The organism is Nocardia vermiculata NBRC 100427, assembly GCF_001613265.1.
GTDB lineage: Bacteria > Actinomycetota > Actinomycetes > Mycobacteriales > Mycobacteriaceae > Nocardia > Nocardia vermiculata.
The window spans coordinates 22,489-40,899 of sequence record NZ_BDCA01000046.1 but is presented as its reverse complement, the minus strand read 5'-3'; the positions used below and the strand labels follow the sequence as shown (position 1 = coordinate 40,899).

Annotated in this window: 14 protein-coding genes (1 of these 14 only partly in view); 10 read left to right on the top strand and 4 right to left on the bottom strand. The window is 67.9% G+C overall.

Features of this window, described 5'->3' with window-relative positions:
* From NV2_RS29280 to NV2_RS29270, 3 genes are all read left to right on the top strand, one after another.
* A partial coding sequence (locus NV2_RS29280) for an EF-Tu C-terminal domain-related protein (protein ID WP_507763255.1) occupies nt 1-283 on the top strand: 283 nt, incomplete at its 5' end.
* Between the two features lie 103 nt (nt 284-386).
* Nucleotides 387-605, top strand: coding sequence for a DUF433 domain-containing protein (locus NV2_RS29275; protein ID WP_067881750.1), 219 nt, complete (start codon nt 387-389; stop codon nt 603-605).
* On the top strand, nt 602-937 hold the full coding sequence (locus NV2_RS29270; protein ID WP_067881747.1) for a DUF5615 family PIN-like protein: 336 nt from the start codon (nt 602-604) through the stop codon (nt 935-937). The genes NV2_RS29275 and NV2_RS29270 overlap by 4 nt, the downstream gene beginning before the upstream one ends.
* Before the next feature lie 10 nt (nt 938-947).
* Here the strand turns inward: NV2_RS29270 and NV2_RS29265 are convergent, their stop codons facing one another.
* Together NV2_RS29265 and NV2_RS29260 are read right to left on the bottom strand one after the other, a co-directional pair.
* On the bottom strand, nt 948-3,077 hold the full coding sequence (locus NV2_RS29265) for a hypothetical protein (protein ID WP_067881744.1): 2,130 nt from the start codon (nt 3,075-3,077) through the stop codon (nt 948-950).
* 79 nt (nt 3,078-3,156) lie between these two features.
* On the bottom strand, nt 3,157-3,528 hold the full coding sequence (locus NV2_RS29260; protein ID WP_067881741.1) for a cupin domain-containing protein: 372 nt from the start codon (nt 3,526-3,528) through the stop codon (nt 3,157-3,159).
* Between the two features lie 115 nt (nt 3,529-3,643).
* On the opposite strand from NV2_RS29260, the gene NV2_RS29255 reads away from it, so the two are divergent.
* The 4 genes from NV2_RS29255 (at nt 3,644) to NV2_RS29240 (ending at nt 7,553) form a co-directional block, all read left to right on the top strand.
* On the top strand, nt 3,644-4,288 hold the full coding sequence (locus NV2_RS29255) for a TetR/AcrR family transcriptional regulator (protein WP_157103146.1): 645 nt from the start codon (nt 3,644-3,646) through the stop codon (nt 4,286-4,288).
* Nucleotides 4,289-4,486: 198 nt separating this feature from the next.
* Complete coding sequence (locus NV2_RS29250; RefSeq protein ID WP_067881736.1) at nt 4,487-5,671, top strand: NAD(P)/FAD-dependent oxidoreductase; 1,185 nt, start codon at nt 4,487-4,489, stop codon at nt 5,669-5,671.
* Between the two features lie 119 nt (nt 5,672-5,790).
* Nucleotides 5,791-6,567, top strand: coding sequence for a glutamate racemase (locus NV2_RS29245; RefSeq protein ID WP_067881734.1), 777 nt, complete (start codon nt 5,791-5,793; stop codon nt 6,565-6,567).
* 245 nt (nt 6,568-6,812) lie between these two features.
* On the top strand, nt 6,813-7,553 hold the full coding sequence (locus tag NV2_RS29240; RefSeq protein ID WP_067881729.1) for a DNA alkylation repair protein: 741 nt from the start codon (nt 6,813-6,815) through the stop codon (nt 7,551-7,553).
* Between the two features lie 49 nt (nt 7,554-7,602).
* Here NV2_RS29240 and NV2_RS29235 read toward each other — a convergent pair whose 3' ends face one another.
* A complete protein-coding gene (locus tag NV2_RS29235; RefSeq protein ID WP_067881727.1) occupies nt 7,603-8,661 on the bottom strand; it encodes a ferredoxin--NADP reductase in 1,059 nt (352 codons plus the stop codon).
* Between the two features lie 73 nt (nt 8,662-8,734).
* A complete protein-coding gene (gene mftR2, locus NV2_RS29230) occupies nt 8,735-9,358 on the bottom strand; it encodes a mycofactocin system transcriptional regulator MftR2 (RefSeq protein ID WP_067881724.1) in 624 nt (207 codons plus the stop codon).
* A gap of 365 nt (nt 9,359-9,723) precedes the next feature.
* Between mftR2 and mftF the strand changes: the two genes are divergently transcribed.
* The 3 genes from mftF to NV2_RS29215 form a co-directional block, all read left to right on the top strand.
* Nucleotides 9,724-11,136 (top strand): mycofactocin biosynthesis glycosyltransferase MftF, encoded by a 1,413-nt coding sequence (mftF, locus tag NV2_RS29225; protein WP_067881753.1) that lies wholly within the window; start codon nt 9,724-9,726, stop codon nt 11,134-11,136.
* Nucleotides 11,137-11,213: 77 nt separating this feature from the next.
* Nucleotides 11,214-12,587 carry a GAF domain-containing protein gene (locus tag NV2_RS29220; RefSeq protein WP_067881722.1) on the top strand — a complete coding sequence of 458 codons (1,374 nt, stop codon included), beginning with the start codon at nt 11,214-11,216 and terminating at the stop codon, nt 12,585-12,587.
* A gap of 443 nt (nt 12,588-13,030) precedes the next feature.
* Nucleotides 13,031-18,411, top strand: the 5' end (the start) of a protein-coding gene (locus NV2_RS29215) for a non-ribosomal peptide synthase/polyketide synthase (RefSeq protein ID WP_245662825.1). 12,223 nt of this gene lie beyond the right edge of the window; 5,381 of the gene's 17,604 nt are visible here — the first part of the coding sequence; it begins with the start codon at nt 13,031-13,033; its stop codon lies beyond the right edge, outside the window.

Sequence of the window (18,411 nt, the reverse complement as noted above, 5' to 3'; positions counted from 1 at the left end):
GCACACCGAGTTCGAGGGCCAGGCGTACATCCTGTCGAAGGACGAGGGCGGCCGCCACACCCCGTTCTTCAACAACTACCGCCCGCAGTTCTACTTCCGCACCACCGACGTGACCGGCGTCGTGACCCTCCCCGAGGGCACCGAGATGGTCATGCCGGGCGACAACACCGAGATGAGCGTTGTGCTCATCCAGCCGGTCGCCATGGAAGAGGGCCTGCGCTTCGCGATCCGCGAGGGTGGCCGCACCGTCGGTGCCGGCCGCGTCACCAAGGTCATCAAGTGACCTGGTAGGACCCGGCCGTCACGATATGTGACTGCAACGAAAAGGGCCGTTCCCCTCGGGGAGCGGCCCTTTTTCGCATGCCAACGGCCGGTATGCTGACTCCATGTCGAGAATCACGTTCGACCCGGACCAACTCGGGGGAAGGCCCTGCATTCGAGGCCTCCGCATTCGGGTGAAGGACATTCTCGAACTACTGGCGGCAGGTGAGAACGAAGACACGATCCTCGAGGATTATCCGTATCTGGAGCGGGACGATATCCGCGCCTGCCTGGCGTATGCCGCATCCGAGGCGGACCATCCGGTCCTGCGTACCGCCTCGTGAAGTTCCTCGTCGATGCACAGTTACCGCCTGCGCTTGCACGTGCGATAACCGTTGAGGGGCACGAGGCCGTGCATGTTTGTGATATCGCCTTGACCTCCGCGAGTGACCGTGCCGTATGGGACGAAGCTCTGCGACGGCGGGCGGTGGTGATCACAAAGGACGAGGACTTCATCCTGATCGGCCGGGCATGCAAGACGGATGTCGCGCCACCCGTGGTGTGGATCAGAATCGGCAACTGTTCGAAGAAGGCTCTGCTCGAAGCATTCTTGCCGATCCTGCCCACGATTGTCCGGCTGGTAGATGGGGGTGAAATGGTGGTCGAAGTGCGGTGAGGTGTGCTGTCTAATCTTCGGCGGCGAGGAGGAGAGCTTGGGCGAAATCGCGCATCCGGTCGGTGCCGCCGAACCACGAGCTGACCAATTCGACTGTCGCGGAGCGGGTCCGGTGAGCGGCGGCGATGAAATCGTCCAGGTCGACGTCGCCGCTCTCGGCAGTGCGCGCCACGTTCTCCAGGTTGTGGCTGGCCAGCAGTAGTTGTGCCACCAGGGTGATGTCGAGGACCTGCGCGTCGTCGTCGGTGGCTTTGGCGCGGCGGCGTGCGGCGCGGCGGGAGGTGGGGGACAAACCGGCGCGCGATGCGATGTCCTCGGTCGTTTCACCGGTGTGGTTCTCGGCGGCACGACGATTGCGGCGCGGCTCGGCCGCCGGTGATGCGCCCTGATCGGTAGTGACTGCCTCGCCGGCCGGCGCCTCGGTGGTCGCTGCCGTATCGGTGGTCGCGTGCTCGGCAATCGGCGTGACCGCATTCGATTCCGTGGTGTCGGTGGGCTGCTCGGGACCGAGCGCTGCCGACCGCCTGGAGCGACGGGTCCCGAACGGTGAGCCTGCGGGTGGCGCGGCATCCTCGGTGGTCTCGGACCGGCGCAGTACATCGGTGGACAGCCGGTCGGGAGCCTCGGCGCGGAGCGAGTGCGACGAGAAGTCGGGGCCCTCGGATGACCCGGTGGCGGCACGCCGCGGCAGTCCGTGGGTTTCGCCGCGAGCGGGCAGTTGAGCGGGCAGGGTATCGGTGTCGTGCTCGGACCTCTGGGGGTGGTCGGACTTCTCGGTGTGGTCGGGTTCGTCCGATGAAGTGGAGGTCGAGCCGGACAGGGTAGCAGCGGCTCGGGTGGGTAGACCGGCGCCGAAGGTCCGGCGCGGCCTCGACTGCCCCGCCGAGGCGGACCCGGACCGTCGTCCGGAGGTCTCCGCGCTGCCTGGGGTGGCGTCGGTATCCGTGGCGCTCGAGTCGGACGTGTCGGTGGTGGTCTCCGCGGTGTCGGCGGTCTCGGCTGTTGCGAGCGCGTCGGTGGAACCCCCAGCCGTCACAGCCTGCGCAGCTTCCGAATGTGCCGACGGCGCGGAGTGCTCCGCAGTGTCCGAGGATGCTGCCGTGTCCGAGGGCTCGGAGCCGGGAGTGGCAGTGAGGCGACGGGCAGGTGTGGCCGGTGACGTAGCCGGCTCGGCGACCGGCGATACCTCCGGCGTGGTGCCGGCAGTGGATCGGAATCCGTCGAATTCGGCCGAACGACCGCCTTCGTGGGCGGGTGTGGGTGACCGCAACGGCAACTTGGGTGAGGCCGCCGTGGTGGGCGCCTCGTCGGTGACTCCGGCCGATGCGGCGCTGCCGGCCGAGGAGTCGTCGGCACCGGAATCTTCCGTGGCACCGACGGTGTCGTCCGAATTGCCCTTCGGTTGCCGCTCCACGGCCGAGGGGGTGTCGGGGCTGCGCTCGGTGCGGCCGGTGGAGATCCCGAGCTGCTCGGCGATCCGGCGCACGGTGGCCTCCGGATCCGCGGAATCTTCCTGCGGATCGGTTTCGGACTCGGTGTCTTCCGGTGCCTTCACTGCCGGGGGTGTGATCGCGAAGCTGGATGTCGGCGTCGAATCGTCGTCGTCGAACAGGCCCGGCCCGGACTCCGACCGTTGCGAATCGGAATCGTAGGGAGAATCGAAGATGTTGGGCCGCTTGGGTTCCCGAGACGGCAATGCCGGTGGTGCGGTCGAGCCGCCGGTGGACGGTGTGCGCATCGGCAGTGCGCCGAGCGGGGGCGGAGCGGTGGTACCGGCCGGAACCGAAGTGCCGGTGAGGTAGTCGGGTGTGTAGGACGCGAGGTCGGTTGCCGTCACGCTCGGTGCGGGGCCGAAAATGCCGCCCGGATCCGAGTCGGAGGTATTCCCGGAGGTGTCCGCCGTGGTCGTTCGGGATTCGCCGCGGCGTTGCGGAAGCTCTCGGCTCGGTAGCACAGCCGGGGTAGCTCGAGTACTGTCGGATTCACTGTCGTGCCAATGCAAACCGATGACGCCGTTGTCGGCCGGCGAGTGGTCGGGAGTGTCCGTCGGGTGCTCCGAGTCCTGGTCGGGACTGGTCAGTCGGTGGCCCTCGCGTGCGTTATGGGGTTCCCCGAAACGGGCATTGGCGGAATCCGTCATACGACCATTCTTATCGCTCGAGGCCCGGGGTGGCGAGTCCGCGGGTGGACGACGGATTCCGCTGCTGCCGCAGGTGCGCTCACACCTCCCGTTTCTCCAGTTCCGTGCCGCGGCGCAGTGTCAGCGACATCAGCCTGCTCGGTTCGTCCAATTCGATGCGGTGCCAACGTCCCCGGGGCACGATGAACGCCTCGCCGGCCCCGACCCGCACCGGTTGCGTGACCGGTTCGTCGCGCAGGAACAGCCGTATACCGCCGGACAGTACGGTCACCAGTTCGTCGCCACCGGGGTGCATTTCCCAGTAGTCGCCGTGCACGTCGGCATCGGTGGCGACCTGGAATGCCGCCAGAGTCCATCCGTCCATGTCGCCGGTCATTCGGCGTTGTTCGTCGAACACCTCGCCGCCGGGTAGCAATCGAATACCGCGAGCGAACAGATCGATGGTGGGCATGGTGTTTCCTTTCATTGCTACCGCGGCGGGAGTGCAGCCGGTGTACTTTCTGTACATGTATAGAAAGTAGCGCGCCGCCGCTGTCGGTGTCGAGGCTTCGTGCCAAAATGTGCGGGTGGGTACTCGAACCGGACGTCCGCCGCGGCTTTCGCGGGCGCAGATCGTGGCCGCGGCCCGCGAGCTGATCGAGAACCACGGTGTGCAGGCGCTGACCATGCGCCGGCTCGCGACCGAGCTCGGTGCGACACCGATGGCGCTCTATCACCACGTTGCCGACAAGGACGCCTTGCTGCTGCTCCTGCTCGACGAGGTGGCAACGGCTGCGGGTCCGCCGGAACTGCCGGGCGACCCGCGGGATCGGCTGATCGCCGCGGCCTGTGCAATGCACGACATTCTGGCCTCGGTGCCCTGGGCGGCGGAGGTGCTGACGGCCGATGATCTGCTCTCACCGGCGGCGCTGTGGTACCCGGAAGCGATCCTGGATGCGGCGAGGGGCGCCGGTCTGGGGAGCGAGGATGCCGTCCACATGTACCGCTCGATCTGGTACTACACCGCGGGGGAGATCATCGTTCGCGCCGCTGCGGGGCGCCGCCGCGACGACGGGCGTCCGACCTTCCGGGAGCAGGTTTTCGCCGACCTCGATGCGGACCGGCTGCCGCGACTGGCCGCGGTGGCGGACCGCTGGGTTGCACTGACCGCGGTCGACACCTTCGAGCGAGGAGTGCGTGCGCTGATCGACGGGCTGCTGGCGAGCCGCTGAGCGGCGGTCGTCGGTGCAGCGAATCATCGACTGGGGAGGGCCTCCCGGCTCGGTCTGCCGGTGCCGGGGAAATCCTTCGGTAGCGTCGGATATGGTGGCCGTCACCGCAAACTAGAACGTGTTCTAGAATATGGTGGTTCGAATGGCGCAACGAGTGCCAGCGACGACGACCGTCCCGATCGTACGAGGAGAGCTGCGATGAATGCCCCCATCGTGATCGTGGGAGCGGGCCTGTCCGGCCTGCGCACCGCCGAAGAATTGCGCCGCGCCGGATACGAGGGTGGTGTGATCCTCCTCGGTGACGAGGCTCGCCCACCCTACGACCGCCCGCCACTGTCCAAGCAGTTCGTCCGCGGGGAAACCGATGACACCACCCTGCGGCCGCCGGAATTCTTCACCGAGAAAGACATCGAGCTGCGGCTGGGTGTGGCGGCCACGGCGGTGGATACCGCGGCGCGCCGGCTCTCGCTCGACGACGGGACAACCCTCGACTACGACCAATTGATCGTGGCAACGGGGCTGCGGCCCAAGCGGATTCCCGGACTACCCGAGGCGGCCGGGGTGCACGTGCTGCGCCGGCACGACGATGCCGCCGCGCTGCGCGACGGGCTGACTACCGCCCGGCGCGCACTGATCGTCGGCGCCGGTTTCATCGGATGTGAGCTGGCCGCCAGCTTCCGCGCCCGTGGTGTGGACGTGGTGCTGGTTGAACCACAGCCGACTCCGTTGGCCGCCGCGCTCGGCGAGGCGGTCGGCCGCCTGGTCGGCCGGATGCACCGGGAAGAAGGGGTGGACCTGCGCTGTGGTGTCGGACTCAGCTCGCTGGAGGTGACCGACGGCGCGGTCACCGGTGCCACCCTCGCCGACGGCAGCACCGTGAGTGCCGATCTGGTGGTCATCGGGGTCGGCTCCGCGCCGGTCACCGAATGGCTCGCCGATTCGGGCATCGACCTGGCCGAACCGCAGGCCGGGGGCGGGGTGCTGGCCGACGAGGTGGGGCGCACGTCCGTGCCGGGGGTGTGGGCGGTCGGCGATGTCGCCGCCTGGCTGCACGACACCGGTCGGCACAAGCGGGTCGAGCACTGGACCAATGCGGGTGAGCAGGCCAAGTTGCTGGTGACCGCACTGCTGGGTGGCGAGCCGCCCGCGACGGACCGGGTGCCGTATGTCTGGAGCGATCAGTACGGCCTGAAGATCCAGGTCCTGGGTACTCCGGCCGGGGCCGACGAGGTGCGCGTCGTGGAGGACGACGGCCGCAAGTTCCTCGCCCACTACTTCGATCACGGACGGCTCACCGCGGTGGTCGGCGGCGGTCGTACCGGTCCGGTGATGAAGATGCGGGCGGAACTGGTGGCCAACGCGCGCACCGTGGCGGTCGACTAGGCATCGCGAGGCGGGGGTAGGCCCCCGGATGCCTGAAGGCCGGTAGCTCCGGTGCGGCGCTGTGGCCGATATCGCAATCCGGGCGCAGGGCGCGGTGGTGGCGCTAATACAGTGGTTCCGTGATCGTTGCGCTCATCGATTCCGGACTGGGTCTGCTGCCTACGGGCGCGTGGCTGCGCAAGCTGCGCCCGGATCTCGATCTGCTGCTGCAACTGGACCCGGAAGGCGCACCGTGGGGGCCGAAGCCCGAACAGTGGGTGATCGAGCGTGTGCTGGCAGCCGCCGGGCGATCGCTGGACCTGGGGGCCGAGGCCGTCGTATTGCCGTGCAACACCGCCAGTGTCACGGCGCTGGAACATGTCCGTGCCGCAGTGGGGCCGCAGGTGCCCGTGATCGGTACGGTTCCGGCGATCAAACCGGCCGCGGCGGCATGCCGTTCGGTGGCCGTCTGGGCCACCGCCGCCACCACCGCGAGCCGCTATCAGGCTGATCTGATCGCGCGTTTCGGTGGTACGGCCGATGTGACCGGCGTGGCCTGCCACGGGCTGGCGGACGCGATCGACCGTGGTGATCTTGCCGCTGTCGAAGAGTCCATCGCGCGGGCGGCCGCGCAGACGCCGGCCGGTACCGAAGCGGTGGTGCTCGGCTGCACGCACTATCCGCTGGTACTGGATTCGATCGTTGCCGCCCTGCCTGTCGGGACACGTCTGTTCGACAGTGCGGAAGCGGTTGCGGGGCAGACGCTCCGGCGTATCGATGCGCTGGGGCGTCCCACTGCGGGCACGGGTGCGGTCACCGTATACACCAGCGGCCGTGCCGGTGAACTGCCCACCGGTGCCGCTGCTTACGAGTCGGGCCGGGTCCTGGGCGCGGACACAACCTGCTCCACCGCCTAGCCGTCGACGCGCGCGGTGGCGAATCGCCCGGCGCCACGGTGGTGCCTACGGTCGCGCCGGCGATGTATGCGGCTACCTCGGGTCGGCGCCGGGGTTTCGACGGGCCGCCTCCTCGGAAGTACGGTCCGCCGGCCGGTGTGAGCAGGCCGAGTGCGGTCCGCGCATCGGTTTGTCGGCGTGATGGTCGATACTGCCGGGATGGGTGATGTGATGTCCGCACCGAGTGGCCCCGCCGGGGGCGAGTGATGACCGGCGGGCAGCGTGCCGCCGAGGTGGCGCCGGCGGTGGATGCGGCGGGGGATCCGGATCGGGCGCTCGGGATGCGACGCTTCTTCAAAACAGGTCCGGGTGAGTACGGGGAAGGCGACGTCTTCGTCGGGGTGACGGTGCCGGGCGCCCGCGCGATCGCACGACAGTTCCCGAACCTGCCGGTCGCCGAGATCGCGATACTGCTGGACAGTCCGGTGCACGAACACCGCTTCACCGCACTGGTGATCGCGAACAACGCGATGGCCCGAGCCGGTAGACAACGCACTTACGACGTCGTCGCACAACAGCGGATCGTCGAGATGTATCTCGCGGCGGTACGCCGCGGCCGGGTGAACAACTGGGATCTGGTAGACGTGTCGGCCGAGAACATCCTCGGGCCGTGGTTGCTGGATCGGCCGCGCGCAGTGCTCTACCAACTGGCCCAGGCGGATTCGCTGTGGGAGCGGCGCGTCGCAGTGCTCACCACATTCGCGTTCATCAAGGCCGGTGACGCATCGACAACCTTCGAACTGTGCGAACGCTTACTGCACGACCGGCGGGACCTGATCCAGAAAGCGTGTGGATGGATGTTGCGCGAAGTGGGTAAGCGCATCGACCTTGCCCTGCTGACCGGGTTCCTCGATCGGCATGCGCAGGATATGGGGCGTACCGCATTGAGCTATGCGACCGAGCATTTGGCGCCCGGCCTGCGCGCGGACTACCGGGCTCGGCGTTAGGGCACGGAGGTGACACCGGCGGGCCGAGTGGTCTCGGCCCGCCGCATGCTCAGAACTGGATCTTCAGATTGTCGGTGACCGGGTGGGCCTGGCAGCCGAGGATATATCCGGCTTCGATGTCCTCCGGGTCGAGGATCTCCGAATTGTCCATCTCCACCTTGCCTTCCAGCACCGTGCAGGCGCAGGAACCGCACTCGCCCTCCTGGCAGGAGTACGGCACGTCCAGACCCTTGGCGAGCATGATGTCGACCAGGGTCTGCCGCCGCGGCCACTGCATGGAGTGGGTTTCACCGTCGAGTTCGACCTCGACGGTGGCGGCGTCGGCGGCCTCCTCCTCGCTCACCTCGACCGGGGCGGTATCGGCGAACGGATCACCGGACAGCGAGTTGAAGACCTCGGCATGGGTTCGGGTACGCGGCACGTCGAGCTGAGCCAGCGCGTCGTGCACGCCGTCCATGAAGGGCTTCGGGCCGCACATGTAGGCCCGGTAGCCGGTGTAGGGCGCGCACAGTGCGGCGAGACCGTCGACGGTCGGCAGACCCTGCAGCGATTCCAGCCAGTGCACGACGACCAGGCGCTGCGGATTCTTGCCGGTGAGCTCACGCAGTTCGTCGGCGAAGATCACCGATTCGTTGTCGCGGTTGGCGTACACCAGCACGATGCGGCCGTTGCCACGCGCGAGTGCCGACTTCAGAATCGACATCACCGGGGTGATGCCGCTGCCGGCGGCGAACAGCAGTAGGTCCTCGTCGAGGTCCTTCGGGGTGAACAGCCCGGACGGGGGCAGCACCTCGATCTGATCGCCGGCCTTGACGTTGTCACATACCCAGTTCGACGCATAGCCGTCCACGGTGCGTTTGACGGTCACCTTGGGCCGGTCGTCGGTATGTGGTGAGCTGGCCAGCGAATAGCAGCGGGCGACCGAGCCGGTGCGGTCGCTGGGGATCCGCAGGGTCAGGAACTGGCCGGGCTGGTAGGTGAAGCGCTCGCGCAGGTCCTCGGGCACGTCGAAGACCAGTGAGCAGGCGTCGGCCGTCTCGTTGACGACAGCGGCGACCCGCAGCACGGCCGAACGGGAGCTGTGCGGGACGGCGGGATCGACGGTCATGGTGTCCTCTCGGGCCGGACGTTCTACTAGAAAATTTGCTACTGAACGACGTCAAACTAGAACGTGTTCTAATTTATGATACGTGTCCGTCCTGCTGTCGGACAAGCTGGGCTTCCAGTCCGGCGATCAGTACCTCCATGCCGAAGTCGTAGGAGTACTTTCCGCGCAGGTCGCCCATGTGTTTGACGGCGCGTTCGACCGCGTCGGGCAACGGCATGTCGACCAGCGCGGAACGGTCGCGCGGATTGACCCGCGCACGGCCGAACAGGTACGTGTGGATCGTCGCATACGCGGCGAGTACGTTGCGGTCGGCGAATCCGGCGTCGGACAGGATCTCCATCACAGCGGCGATCAGGTCGAGCTGCTTGCCCAGGGTCTGTTCGATCAGCACGTCACCCAGACCGGGGTGTTTGCGCAGCTTCTCGTCGATCTGATCGATGAGTTCACGCAATCGCTGCTGCCAGGTGCCGAATTCCGGCGGTGGCGTTCGCACGCCGGTCAGTGCCGCGCTGGCCACCAGGTCGAGCAGCTCTCGTTTGTCCGCGACGTAGTAGTAGGGCGCCATCGGGGAGACGCCGAGTTCGCGGGAGAGTCGGCGCATGGACAGTTTCTCCACGCCGTCGGCGCGCACCACGCGCAATGCGGCCTCGACGATCTCGGCTTCCGAGAGTGTGTTGCCGCCCCCACTCGTCTGCATCCGTCCGACTCCCATTGCCAACCTCGAGACTTGCCGCAGCGCGCCCGGCGGTTCTTCCGCCATCCGCTGTGCAACGTGCTTGCCTTTCGCAGTCTAGAGTGCGGGTTCGCGGTGCTGGGGTGCTGCATGCCTGGTGCTGGGCGTGGTGGCCGCCGCGTGGGTAGCCCGGTGTGAACTGTGGTCGTGCATCATGCATCTCGACGGTGCGGCAATGAATGTTGCTGCACAATAGCCGGATCGTGTCGACGGTCATTGACACCGCCCGGCGCCGGAATCGGTGCGTTGCCGTTGCTTTCGTGGCGAATTCGGCCCGTTTTTTCCTACACGGGATGCCCGGCGAGCTCGAAGCGAATAACATTCCTGGAATGCGCCATGATCGACTACCCAACGGGTTCGGGGTGCGAATCGATCCTCGGGTGCGCACCTATTCCGGTGGACGGCTCTTGGTCGGCGGCTCGCCGACGAGGTTGCTGAGACTTGCGCCGGAAGCGGCCGCCCTGATCGGTGACGGGTATCTCGAAGTGACCGACCCCACATCCGCTGTGGTTGCCAGACGGCTGCTCGACTCCGGGGTTGCGAATCCGCGGCCGCGCCTGCTGCCGGCGCCGGAAGAGGTCACCGTCGTGGTGCCGCATCACAACGACGATGCCGGGTTACGGCGGCTCTTGTCGACGCTGCGTGGGCACAGCGTGGTCGTCGTGGACGACGGTTCCGACCGGCCGGTCCGAATTCCGCGCACCGGCGGCCGGTGCCGGGTGACGGTGCTGCGGCACGATGTTCGGCAAGGGGTGGTGGCCGCCCGGAATGCAGGATTGCATGCCGCGGCAACGGAATTCGTCGCGTTTCTGGACTCCGATGTGGTGCCGCGTCCGGGCTGGCTGGAAGTGATGCTCGGTCATTTCAGCGATCCCGAGGTAGCGCTGGTCGCGCCGCGGATCGTGGCGCGCGAGCCGGATGCCGGTGTACTCGGCCGGTACGAGAGTGCGCGTTCGTCGCTCGATTTCGGTCGCCGCGAAACGGCGGTCAGCTCGCGCGGCGCGGTCTCCTACGCGCCCGGTGCGGCCCTGCTGGTGCGGCGGCGCGCCCTGCTGGCCGAGGGGGGGTTCGACGAGCAGATGCGATCGGCCGCCGATATCGATCTGTGCTGGCGGCTGGAGCGGGCCGGCTGGCGGTTGCGGTACGAGCCGGCCGCGCACGTCGCCTGTGATTCCCCTGCCTCGCTGGGCAAATGGTTCGCCCGCAAGGTTTCTCACGGTGCAGCCGCGGCGCCGCTGGCCGACCGGCACGCCGGAATGGTGGCGCCGCTGCCGGTGCCGTTCTGGACGCTGGCCGCGACCGCGCTGCTGGCCACCGCCTCACGCGCCGGGATTCTCGGCGGGATCGCGACGCTCGTCGCTGCCCTGTTTCGGTTGCGGCGTGTCTTCGCCGAATTGGACAACCCGACTCGGGTGGCCGCCATCCATCTGGCCCGGGGGTTTTCGGCGGGAGTGTGGCGCATCGTCTCGGCGCTGTGCCGCCACTACTGGCCGGTGACCGTGCTCGCGATGATCGCTTCCCGCCGGATCCGTCGCGTCGCGGTGACGCTGGCCGTTGCCGACGGGCTGGCCGATTGGTTCACGCACCGAGACAGTGGTGGACTGGATCCGATGCGCTATCTGCTGTGCAAGCGCCTCGACGACCTGGCGTACGGCACGGGTCTGTGGTGGGGTGCGGTGCGCGCGTGCAATGTCGCCGCGCTGCGTCCGGCGGTCCCTCGGCATCGACCGGGTGGTGTGTGACCTGCCGGACAAAGCAGAAGCTTCACCCGTGTTGTTCCCGACCCACCGGTACAGTGTGGAACGGGAAAGAAAGGCAAATGGTCAGCAATCTCACAGGCGATAGCGGCCCGGGGCACAGGGCCGAGCCCGGGACTCAACTCGGCGCGCTGGAATCCTATGCCGCTCAGGCGCACGGGTACCTCAGTGTCGGCGGGGGTCAGCTCAATCAGCTGCCCGGATTGCTGCGACCGCTGGTGTTGGAATCCTGGTTGCGCAGCCTGCGCGGCGGCGTGGATCCGATGGATGTCCTGGACGGTCGCGGCTTGCGCGGCACCGACCTGCAGCGCTACCGCGACAATCATCCGATTGCCGGGGTCATGCCGCTGGTCGACAAATTGCTGCTGCAGGATGCCGCCGGCATCGGGCTGATCGTGGTGGTGGCCGATCAGTTCGGACGGGTGTTGTCGGTGCACGGCAACCCGGATCGGGTCGAGGCGGCGGCCGAGGTCGGTCTGCGTGAAGGGGACGACCTGTCCGAACGGCGGATCGGCACCAATGCTGTCGGTCTGGTGGTGCGTACCGGCCGCGCCACCTGGATTCACGGTCCCGAACATTTCCTGCACCGTATGCATCAGCTCACCGGCGCGGCGGCACCGGTCCACGATCCGGACGGCCGGCTGGTGGGTGTGCTGATGATCGCCGGTGGAGTGCGGGTGGCCCGCCCGGAGATCCTCGCACTGGTGAAGGCCGCGGCGACCGCGGCGGAAATGGATCTGTTGCTCTCGGCGGTACGGGTGGAGCAGCGCGGTGCGAATCGCCGTACTCCCGCCGGAAACTCCGCGGCGGCCCGGCCCACCGGGCGGTTGACGCTCGAGGTTTTGGGGCTGGGGCAGCCTCAGTTGAGCATCGATGGTGAGCGAATCACCTTGTCGCAGCGGCATGCCGAGATTCTGCTGCTGCTGGCCGAGCATGCCGAGGGGCTGTCGGCCGACCATCTGGCGCTGCTGCTCGACGATACCGATCTGGACAATGCGACCATCCGCGCGGCCATGTCACGGCTGCGGTCGGTCGTCGGGCCGGATGTGTTCGGTTCGCGCCCCTACCGGTTGCGGGTCCCGGTCTCCACGGATGTGGAGGCGTTGCGGGCGGCCCTGGACACCGGTGATGTGCACAGCGGGGTGCGTCATTACACCGGGCCGGTGCTGCCCCGGTCGGCGGCGCCCGGCGTCGTGGACATCCGGGACGAATTGCGGGTGCGGCTGCGGACCGCAGTGCTGCACTCCGGCGACGCGGCGGTGCTGAGCCGATGGACTTCCGGCGCCGAAGGGCGTGACGATGCGGCCGCATGGGTGGCCTACCGGGCCACCGCGGACCGCGATTCCGCGCTGTATGCGCAGATCGAGGCAAAGATCCGGGTGCTCGACCGGCGTATGGGGGCCGATGCAACGCGGATGCAACGTTTCGGATCGTAGGCTGCCGCTAGCACTGTGTTACGGCTCACATATCATCGTTAAGATGTGACGCCGGGCACATTTGCGTCGGAGACTGTTTCCAGTTGGACGCTTGTCCGACTTTTTTTGACGGAACTCGTTCCTTTTTAATCACCTTCCGCTTAGGGTTCGCTGCATGGCTCGGTACACCAGGTGCTGCCGAGCGGAGTGCGAGATGAGACCGCGAGGCGCGCGGTCCGAGATGTTGGAGGATGTCGAGTACGGCCGGCGAGCGGGCTGACCGGTCTGAATCACTGAGACGCAATCTATTTCGAACTTTCACACCTTCGCGGCATGCGTGAGGTGTATTCGCCGAACCATCGTGGCTGTGCGCCGCACCCGTCCTTGCCGATGGGTCCGGGGCTCGATCAGTGCTGCTCGAAAACGTTCGGTTGCAGGATATTTCGTCGATCGAGGAGGCTCTGGTGCAGGTTTCGGAGTTGGGTGGCACCGATTCGGGTGATTCCCGCCGCGCAGACGGTGCATCGGCCCCGGTGTCGTTTCCGTTAACGCCCGCACAACTCGGTGTCTGGTACGCCCAGCTGCTCGATCCCGCTACGCCGATCAATATCGCCCAATACGTCGACGTGCACGGCGATCTGGATGTCGAAGTCCTGCAGCAGGTATCGGTCGACGCCGCCCGCGAGTTCGGCTCGACCGTGGTCCGGCTCGGCGAGACCGACGGTGAACCGTATCAGTGTGTGGACCCGGCGCTGCCGGTCGATATCGTGCCGGTCGATCTGCGTGCGGCCGCCGATCCGGTCGCCGCTGCCCACGAGTGGATGCGAGCCGACTACACCGCACCGGTGGATCTGCTCTCGGACCGCCTGTTCGCCGGGGCGGTCCTGCGCGTCGGGGAACGACGCTGGTTCTGGTATCTGCGCGCCCATCACATCGTGCTCGACGGGTTCGGAGCACTTACCAACACCATGCGGGTGGCCGAGCGGTACACCGCCCACCTGCGCGGCGTGCCGGCGCCGGTGGTCGCGCCGGCCATGCTGCCGGTGCTGACCGACGGGGAGATCGCCTACCGCGACACCGCGCGATTCGAATCCGACCGTGCTCACTGGGCCGAGCGGGTCCGCGGTCTCGACGGCGCGACAACGTTGAACGGCCGGAGCGCGTCGCGCGCCGCGGGCAATCTGGTCTACGGTCGCAGCCTGCCCGACCGGGTCGTCGCGCGAATGAACGACCTTGCCGCCGCGCATGATTCGAGTGCGGCGGTGGTCCTGCTGGCCGCTTTCGCCGCCTATCTCGCCCGCTTGACCGGACGCGATGATGCGGTGCTGAGCCTGCCGGTCACCGCCCGCACGACCGCGACGATGCGGCGTTCGGCCGGGATGCTCTCGAGTATCGTGCCGCTCCGATTGCAGGTCGGTGCGTCCACCTGGGCCGAACTGCTGGCTCGGACCCGGGTCGAGGTCGCGGGCGCGTTGCGTCATCAGCGGTACCGGCACGAGGACATCCGCCGGGACGCCGGTCTGGAGGGGCTCGCCACACGTCGCGCGCTGTTCGGCCCGCTCGCCAACATCATGCTGTTCCGCAGCGATCTCACCCTCGGGGACACCACCGGGCGCTATCACGTGCTCTCGACCGGACCGGTCGAGGATATGAGTCTCAACGTCTACTACGGCGACAGCGATCGGGTGCACGTCGATATCGAGGCCAATCCGAATCTGTACGGCGCCGACGATATCGCCCGCCACCACGCTCGTTTCGCCGGTTTCCTGGAACGCCTGGTGGAGCTGGATCCGGGCCGGCCGCTGTCGACGGTGGAGGTGACAACCGATCTGGAACGCGAAGTGAGCCTGCGGATCTGGAATGCCACCGATACCGATGTCGAAGCGCTCACCGGACCCGGCGCCACGCTGGTCACGCTGTTCGAGCGGCAGGTGCGCCGCACCCCCGAGGCGATCGCCTTGCGCGGTCCGGAACCGGTCACCTATGCCGAGCTGGCGGCCCGGGTCAATCGGCTCGCGCGCTACCTGGTCTCCTGCGGCGCGGGCCCCGAAACCAGAGTGGCGCTGCATATCCGGCGCTCTCCCGAGCTGGTGGTCGCGATGTACGCGGTGCTGGCGACGGGGGCGGCGTATGTTCCACTCGATCCCGATCACCCGCGCGAGCGCACCCGCTACGTGCTCGACACCGCCGCGCCGATCCGGGTGCTGACCACGACCGCCGAGCCCGGCACGGAGCTGCCGAAGCGGGTCGAGATCGATGCGCTGGACTTGTCGGGCACACCGGCACATCCGGTCACCGACGCCGAACGTCGCGCGGCGCTGCGGCCCGCGCACCCGGCCTACGTCCTGTTCACCTCCGGCTCCACCGGCAGGCCCAAAGGGGTGGCGGTGAGCCATGCCGCGATCGTGAATCGCCTGGTGTGGATGCAGAGCGCCTATCGACTCACCGCCGCCGACGTGGTGCTGCAGAAGACCCCCGCCACGTTCGACGTGTCGGTGTGGGAATTCTTCTGGCCGTTGCAGATCGGCGCGAGCCTGGTGCTCGCCGCACCCGACGGGCATCGAGATCCGGACTACCTGCGGGGCGTGATCGCCGACCACGGCGTCACCACGGTGCATTTCGTGCCGTCGATGCTGGCAGCATTTCTCGGTGCGGATCCCACCGGTGCGCAGCGGGGGTCACTGCGTCGCATCTTCTCTTCCGGAGAGGAGCTGCCCGCGGCGCTCGCGCAACGCGCGCTGGCCGCGTTTCCCCGCGCCGGCCTGCACAACCTGTACGGCCCGACCGAGGCCGCGGTCGATGTCACCGCACACCGGGTCGGGCCGCTCGATACCTCCGGGGTGCCGATCGGTGCCCCGGTCTTCAATACCCGGCTGTACGTGCTCGACGCGCGCTTGCGGCCGGTACCCGTCGGTGTCCCGGGTGAGCTGTATCTGTCGGGGGTTCAGCTCGCCCGTGGCTACGTTGGGAGGCCGGAGCTGACCGCGGAACGGTTCGTCGCCGATCCGTTCGCGGGCAGCGCCGGAGCGGGCCGCGATCGGGGCGTACGAATGTACCGCACCGGTGACCAGGTCCGGTGGACCGCCGACGGTGAACTGGAATACCTGGGCCGCACCGATTTTCAGGTCAAGGTGCGCGGCTTGCGCATCGAACCGGGTGAGATCGAGGCCGTGCTGTCCGCCGTTACCGGCGTCGTCCAGGCCGTGGTCACGGCGCGGGACGACACCGGAAACGGTGCGCAACTGGTGGCCTATCTGGTGGGCACCGATCTCGACCTCGCGCGGGTACGCGCAGCGGTGGCCCGGGAGCTGCCCGGGTACATGGCGCCGGCGGCGTATGTGGTGCTGGGATCCCTTCCGGTCAACGGATCCGGCAAACTCGACCGCGCAGCGCTACCCGCGCCCGAACGCGTCGTCGTGCACTACCGGGCGCCCGGCTCGGTCTCCGAGCGGACCGTGGCCGCGGTCTTCGCCGAGGTGCTGGACCGAGACCGGATCGGACTCGACGACGACTTCTTCGCCCTCGGTGGCAATTCCTTGATCGCGACGCAGGTGGCCGCCCGGGTCAATGCGCGGCTGGGGAGCGGTATCGGAGTGCGCGAGTTGTTCGAGGCGGCCACGGTCGAGCGGCTGGCGGCGCTGATCGACCTGGCATTCGACACCGACGATATGCGCGAGGACGTGGGGCCGGTCGCGGCGCCGCGTCCCGCGGTGCTGCCGTTATCGCCCGCGCAACAGCGGATCTGGTTCCTCAATCGGTTCTCCGGTGCCGGTTCGGACTACAACATGCCGTTCCTGGTCCGGCTGCGCGGGCCCGTGGATCTCGCGGCCGTGCGTCACGCGCTCGCCGATGTCGTCGCCCGGCACGAGGTACTGCGCACCGTCTTCCCCGCTGATGCGGACGGTGTGGCGGGACAGCGCATCCTGAACGCGGCGGAGATCGGGCCCGGAACATTCGGTGTGCAACACTGCGCGGTAGCCGATCTCGACGAGACGGCGGCCGCGTTTGCCGAGCACGGCTTCGACCTCGCCACCGAGATACCGCTGCGTGCGCGCATTCTCGAGATAGCCGACGACGACGTCGCGCTCGCGATCGTGCTTCATCACATTGTCGCGGACGGGCTGTCCCTGCCGGTGCTGGCGCGTGACGTTGCCACGGCCTATGCGGCACGTCGGGCCGGCTCCATACCGTTCCCCGAACCACTTCCGGTGCAGTACGCCGATTACGCGCTGTGGCAGCGAGACCGGCTCGGCTCGGCGGACGATCCGGATTCGCTCGCCGCCGAACAGCTCCGGTACTGGTCGCAGGCGCTGGCGGGCATTCCGGCACAACTGGACCTGCCCGCGGATCGGCCGCGTCCGGCGGTGGCCAGTGGCCGGGGTGCGAATCACGAATTCCGACTGCCGGCCCGGTTGCATGCGCGGATCGCCGAATTCGCCCGTGCCCAGGGCACTTCGACATTCATGGTGTTGCACGCGGGCTGGGCCGCGGTGCTGGCACGGGTGACGAATACCGACGACATCGTCATCGGCACGCCGGTCGCCGGACGCGGACATCGCGAAGTGGACGCGCTCGTCGGCATGTTCGTCAACACGCTGGTGCTGCGCACCCGAGTAGAGCGCGACGCGCCGTTCGTTCAACTGCTGGAACGGGTTCGGGAAGCCGATCTCAGCGCCTTCGCGCACGCCGATCTGCCCTTCGAACAGCTGGTGGAGGCACTGAATCCGGTCCGGTCGCAAGCACGGCACCCGTTGTTCCAAGTCATGCTCGGAGTCGCCGACACCCGGGACATCGCGGTCGAGTTACCCGGATTGTCCGCGCGGACGAGTAGGGTGTACACGGCAGCGACCAAGTTCGACCTTCAACTCACGGTCGCTGAAAGCTTCGCCGGTGCCGGTCCCGGGGAAGGTCCGGCACCGGCGGGGATCACGGCGGAGTTCACCTACGCCACAGATCTTTTCGACCCCGAAACCATCGCCGCCTACGCGGGATGGTGGCAGCAACTGCTCGACCGGGCGGTGGCTGCTCCCGATCTCGCGGTCGGCCAGCTGGCGCTGCTGGATCGGGCGCAGCAGGTCCGCGCGATCGAATCCGGCCGACGCCCCGCCGACGGACCGGCCACCGATGTCGTTACCGCCTTCGAACACCAGGTCCGCCGTCGGCCCGGGGCGATCGCGGTAGTCGACGGCGCACACAGCTATACCTATGCCCAGCTGTCGGCGCGGATCAACCGGTTGGCTCGGCATCTACTCGCGGTCGGGGTGCGGCCGGAAACCACAGTGCTGCTCGGGATCCGTAGGTCGGCCGATCTGATCGTCGCCACCGGTGCGGTCCTGGCCGTAGGCGCCGCATATGTGCCGATCGACGTCGAGCAGCCGGCGGGACGGCTGCGCCGGATCGCCGACACCGCCCGACCGCGGTACGTGCTGACCACCGGATCGGCGCCGGACCTCGGTGTGCCCGAGATCGCGATCGACAGCCCCGAAATCGCCGGATATCGTGGCGATCCGGTCACCGACGCCGAGCGCGCCGGCGGTGTCCGGGCCGACCACGTCGCCTATGTCCTGTTCACCTCCGGCTCCACCGGGGTGCCGAAAGGCGTGACCGTACAGCGGGGCTCGCTGAATGCCCAGATCGGCTGGATCACCCGCGAATACGCGATCGACGAGCGGGATACGGTGCTGTTCAAGACCCCGCCGACCTTCGACGTCTCGGTCTGGGAACTGTTCGCGCCGCTGTACACCGGCGGGCGGGTGGTGGTGGCCGCACCCGACGGCCACCGCGATCCGGCGTATCTGGCCGCGACGATCGCTCGGCACGAGGTCACCATGACCTCCTTCGTTCC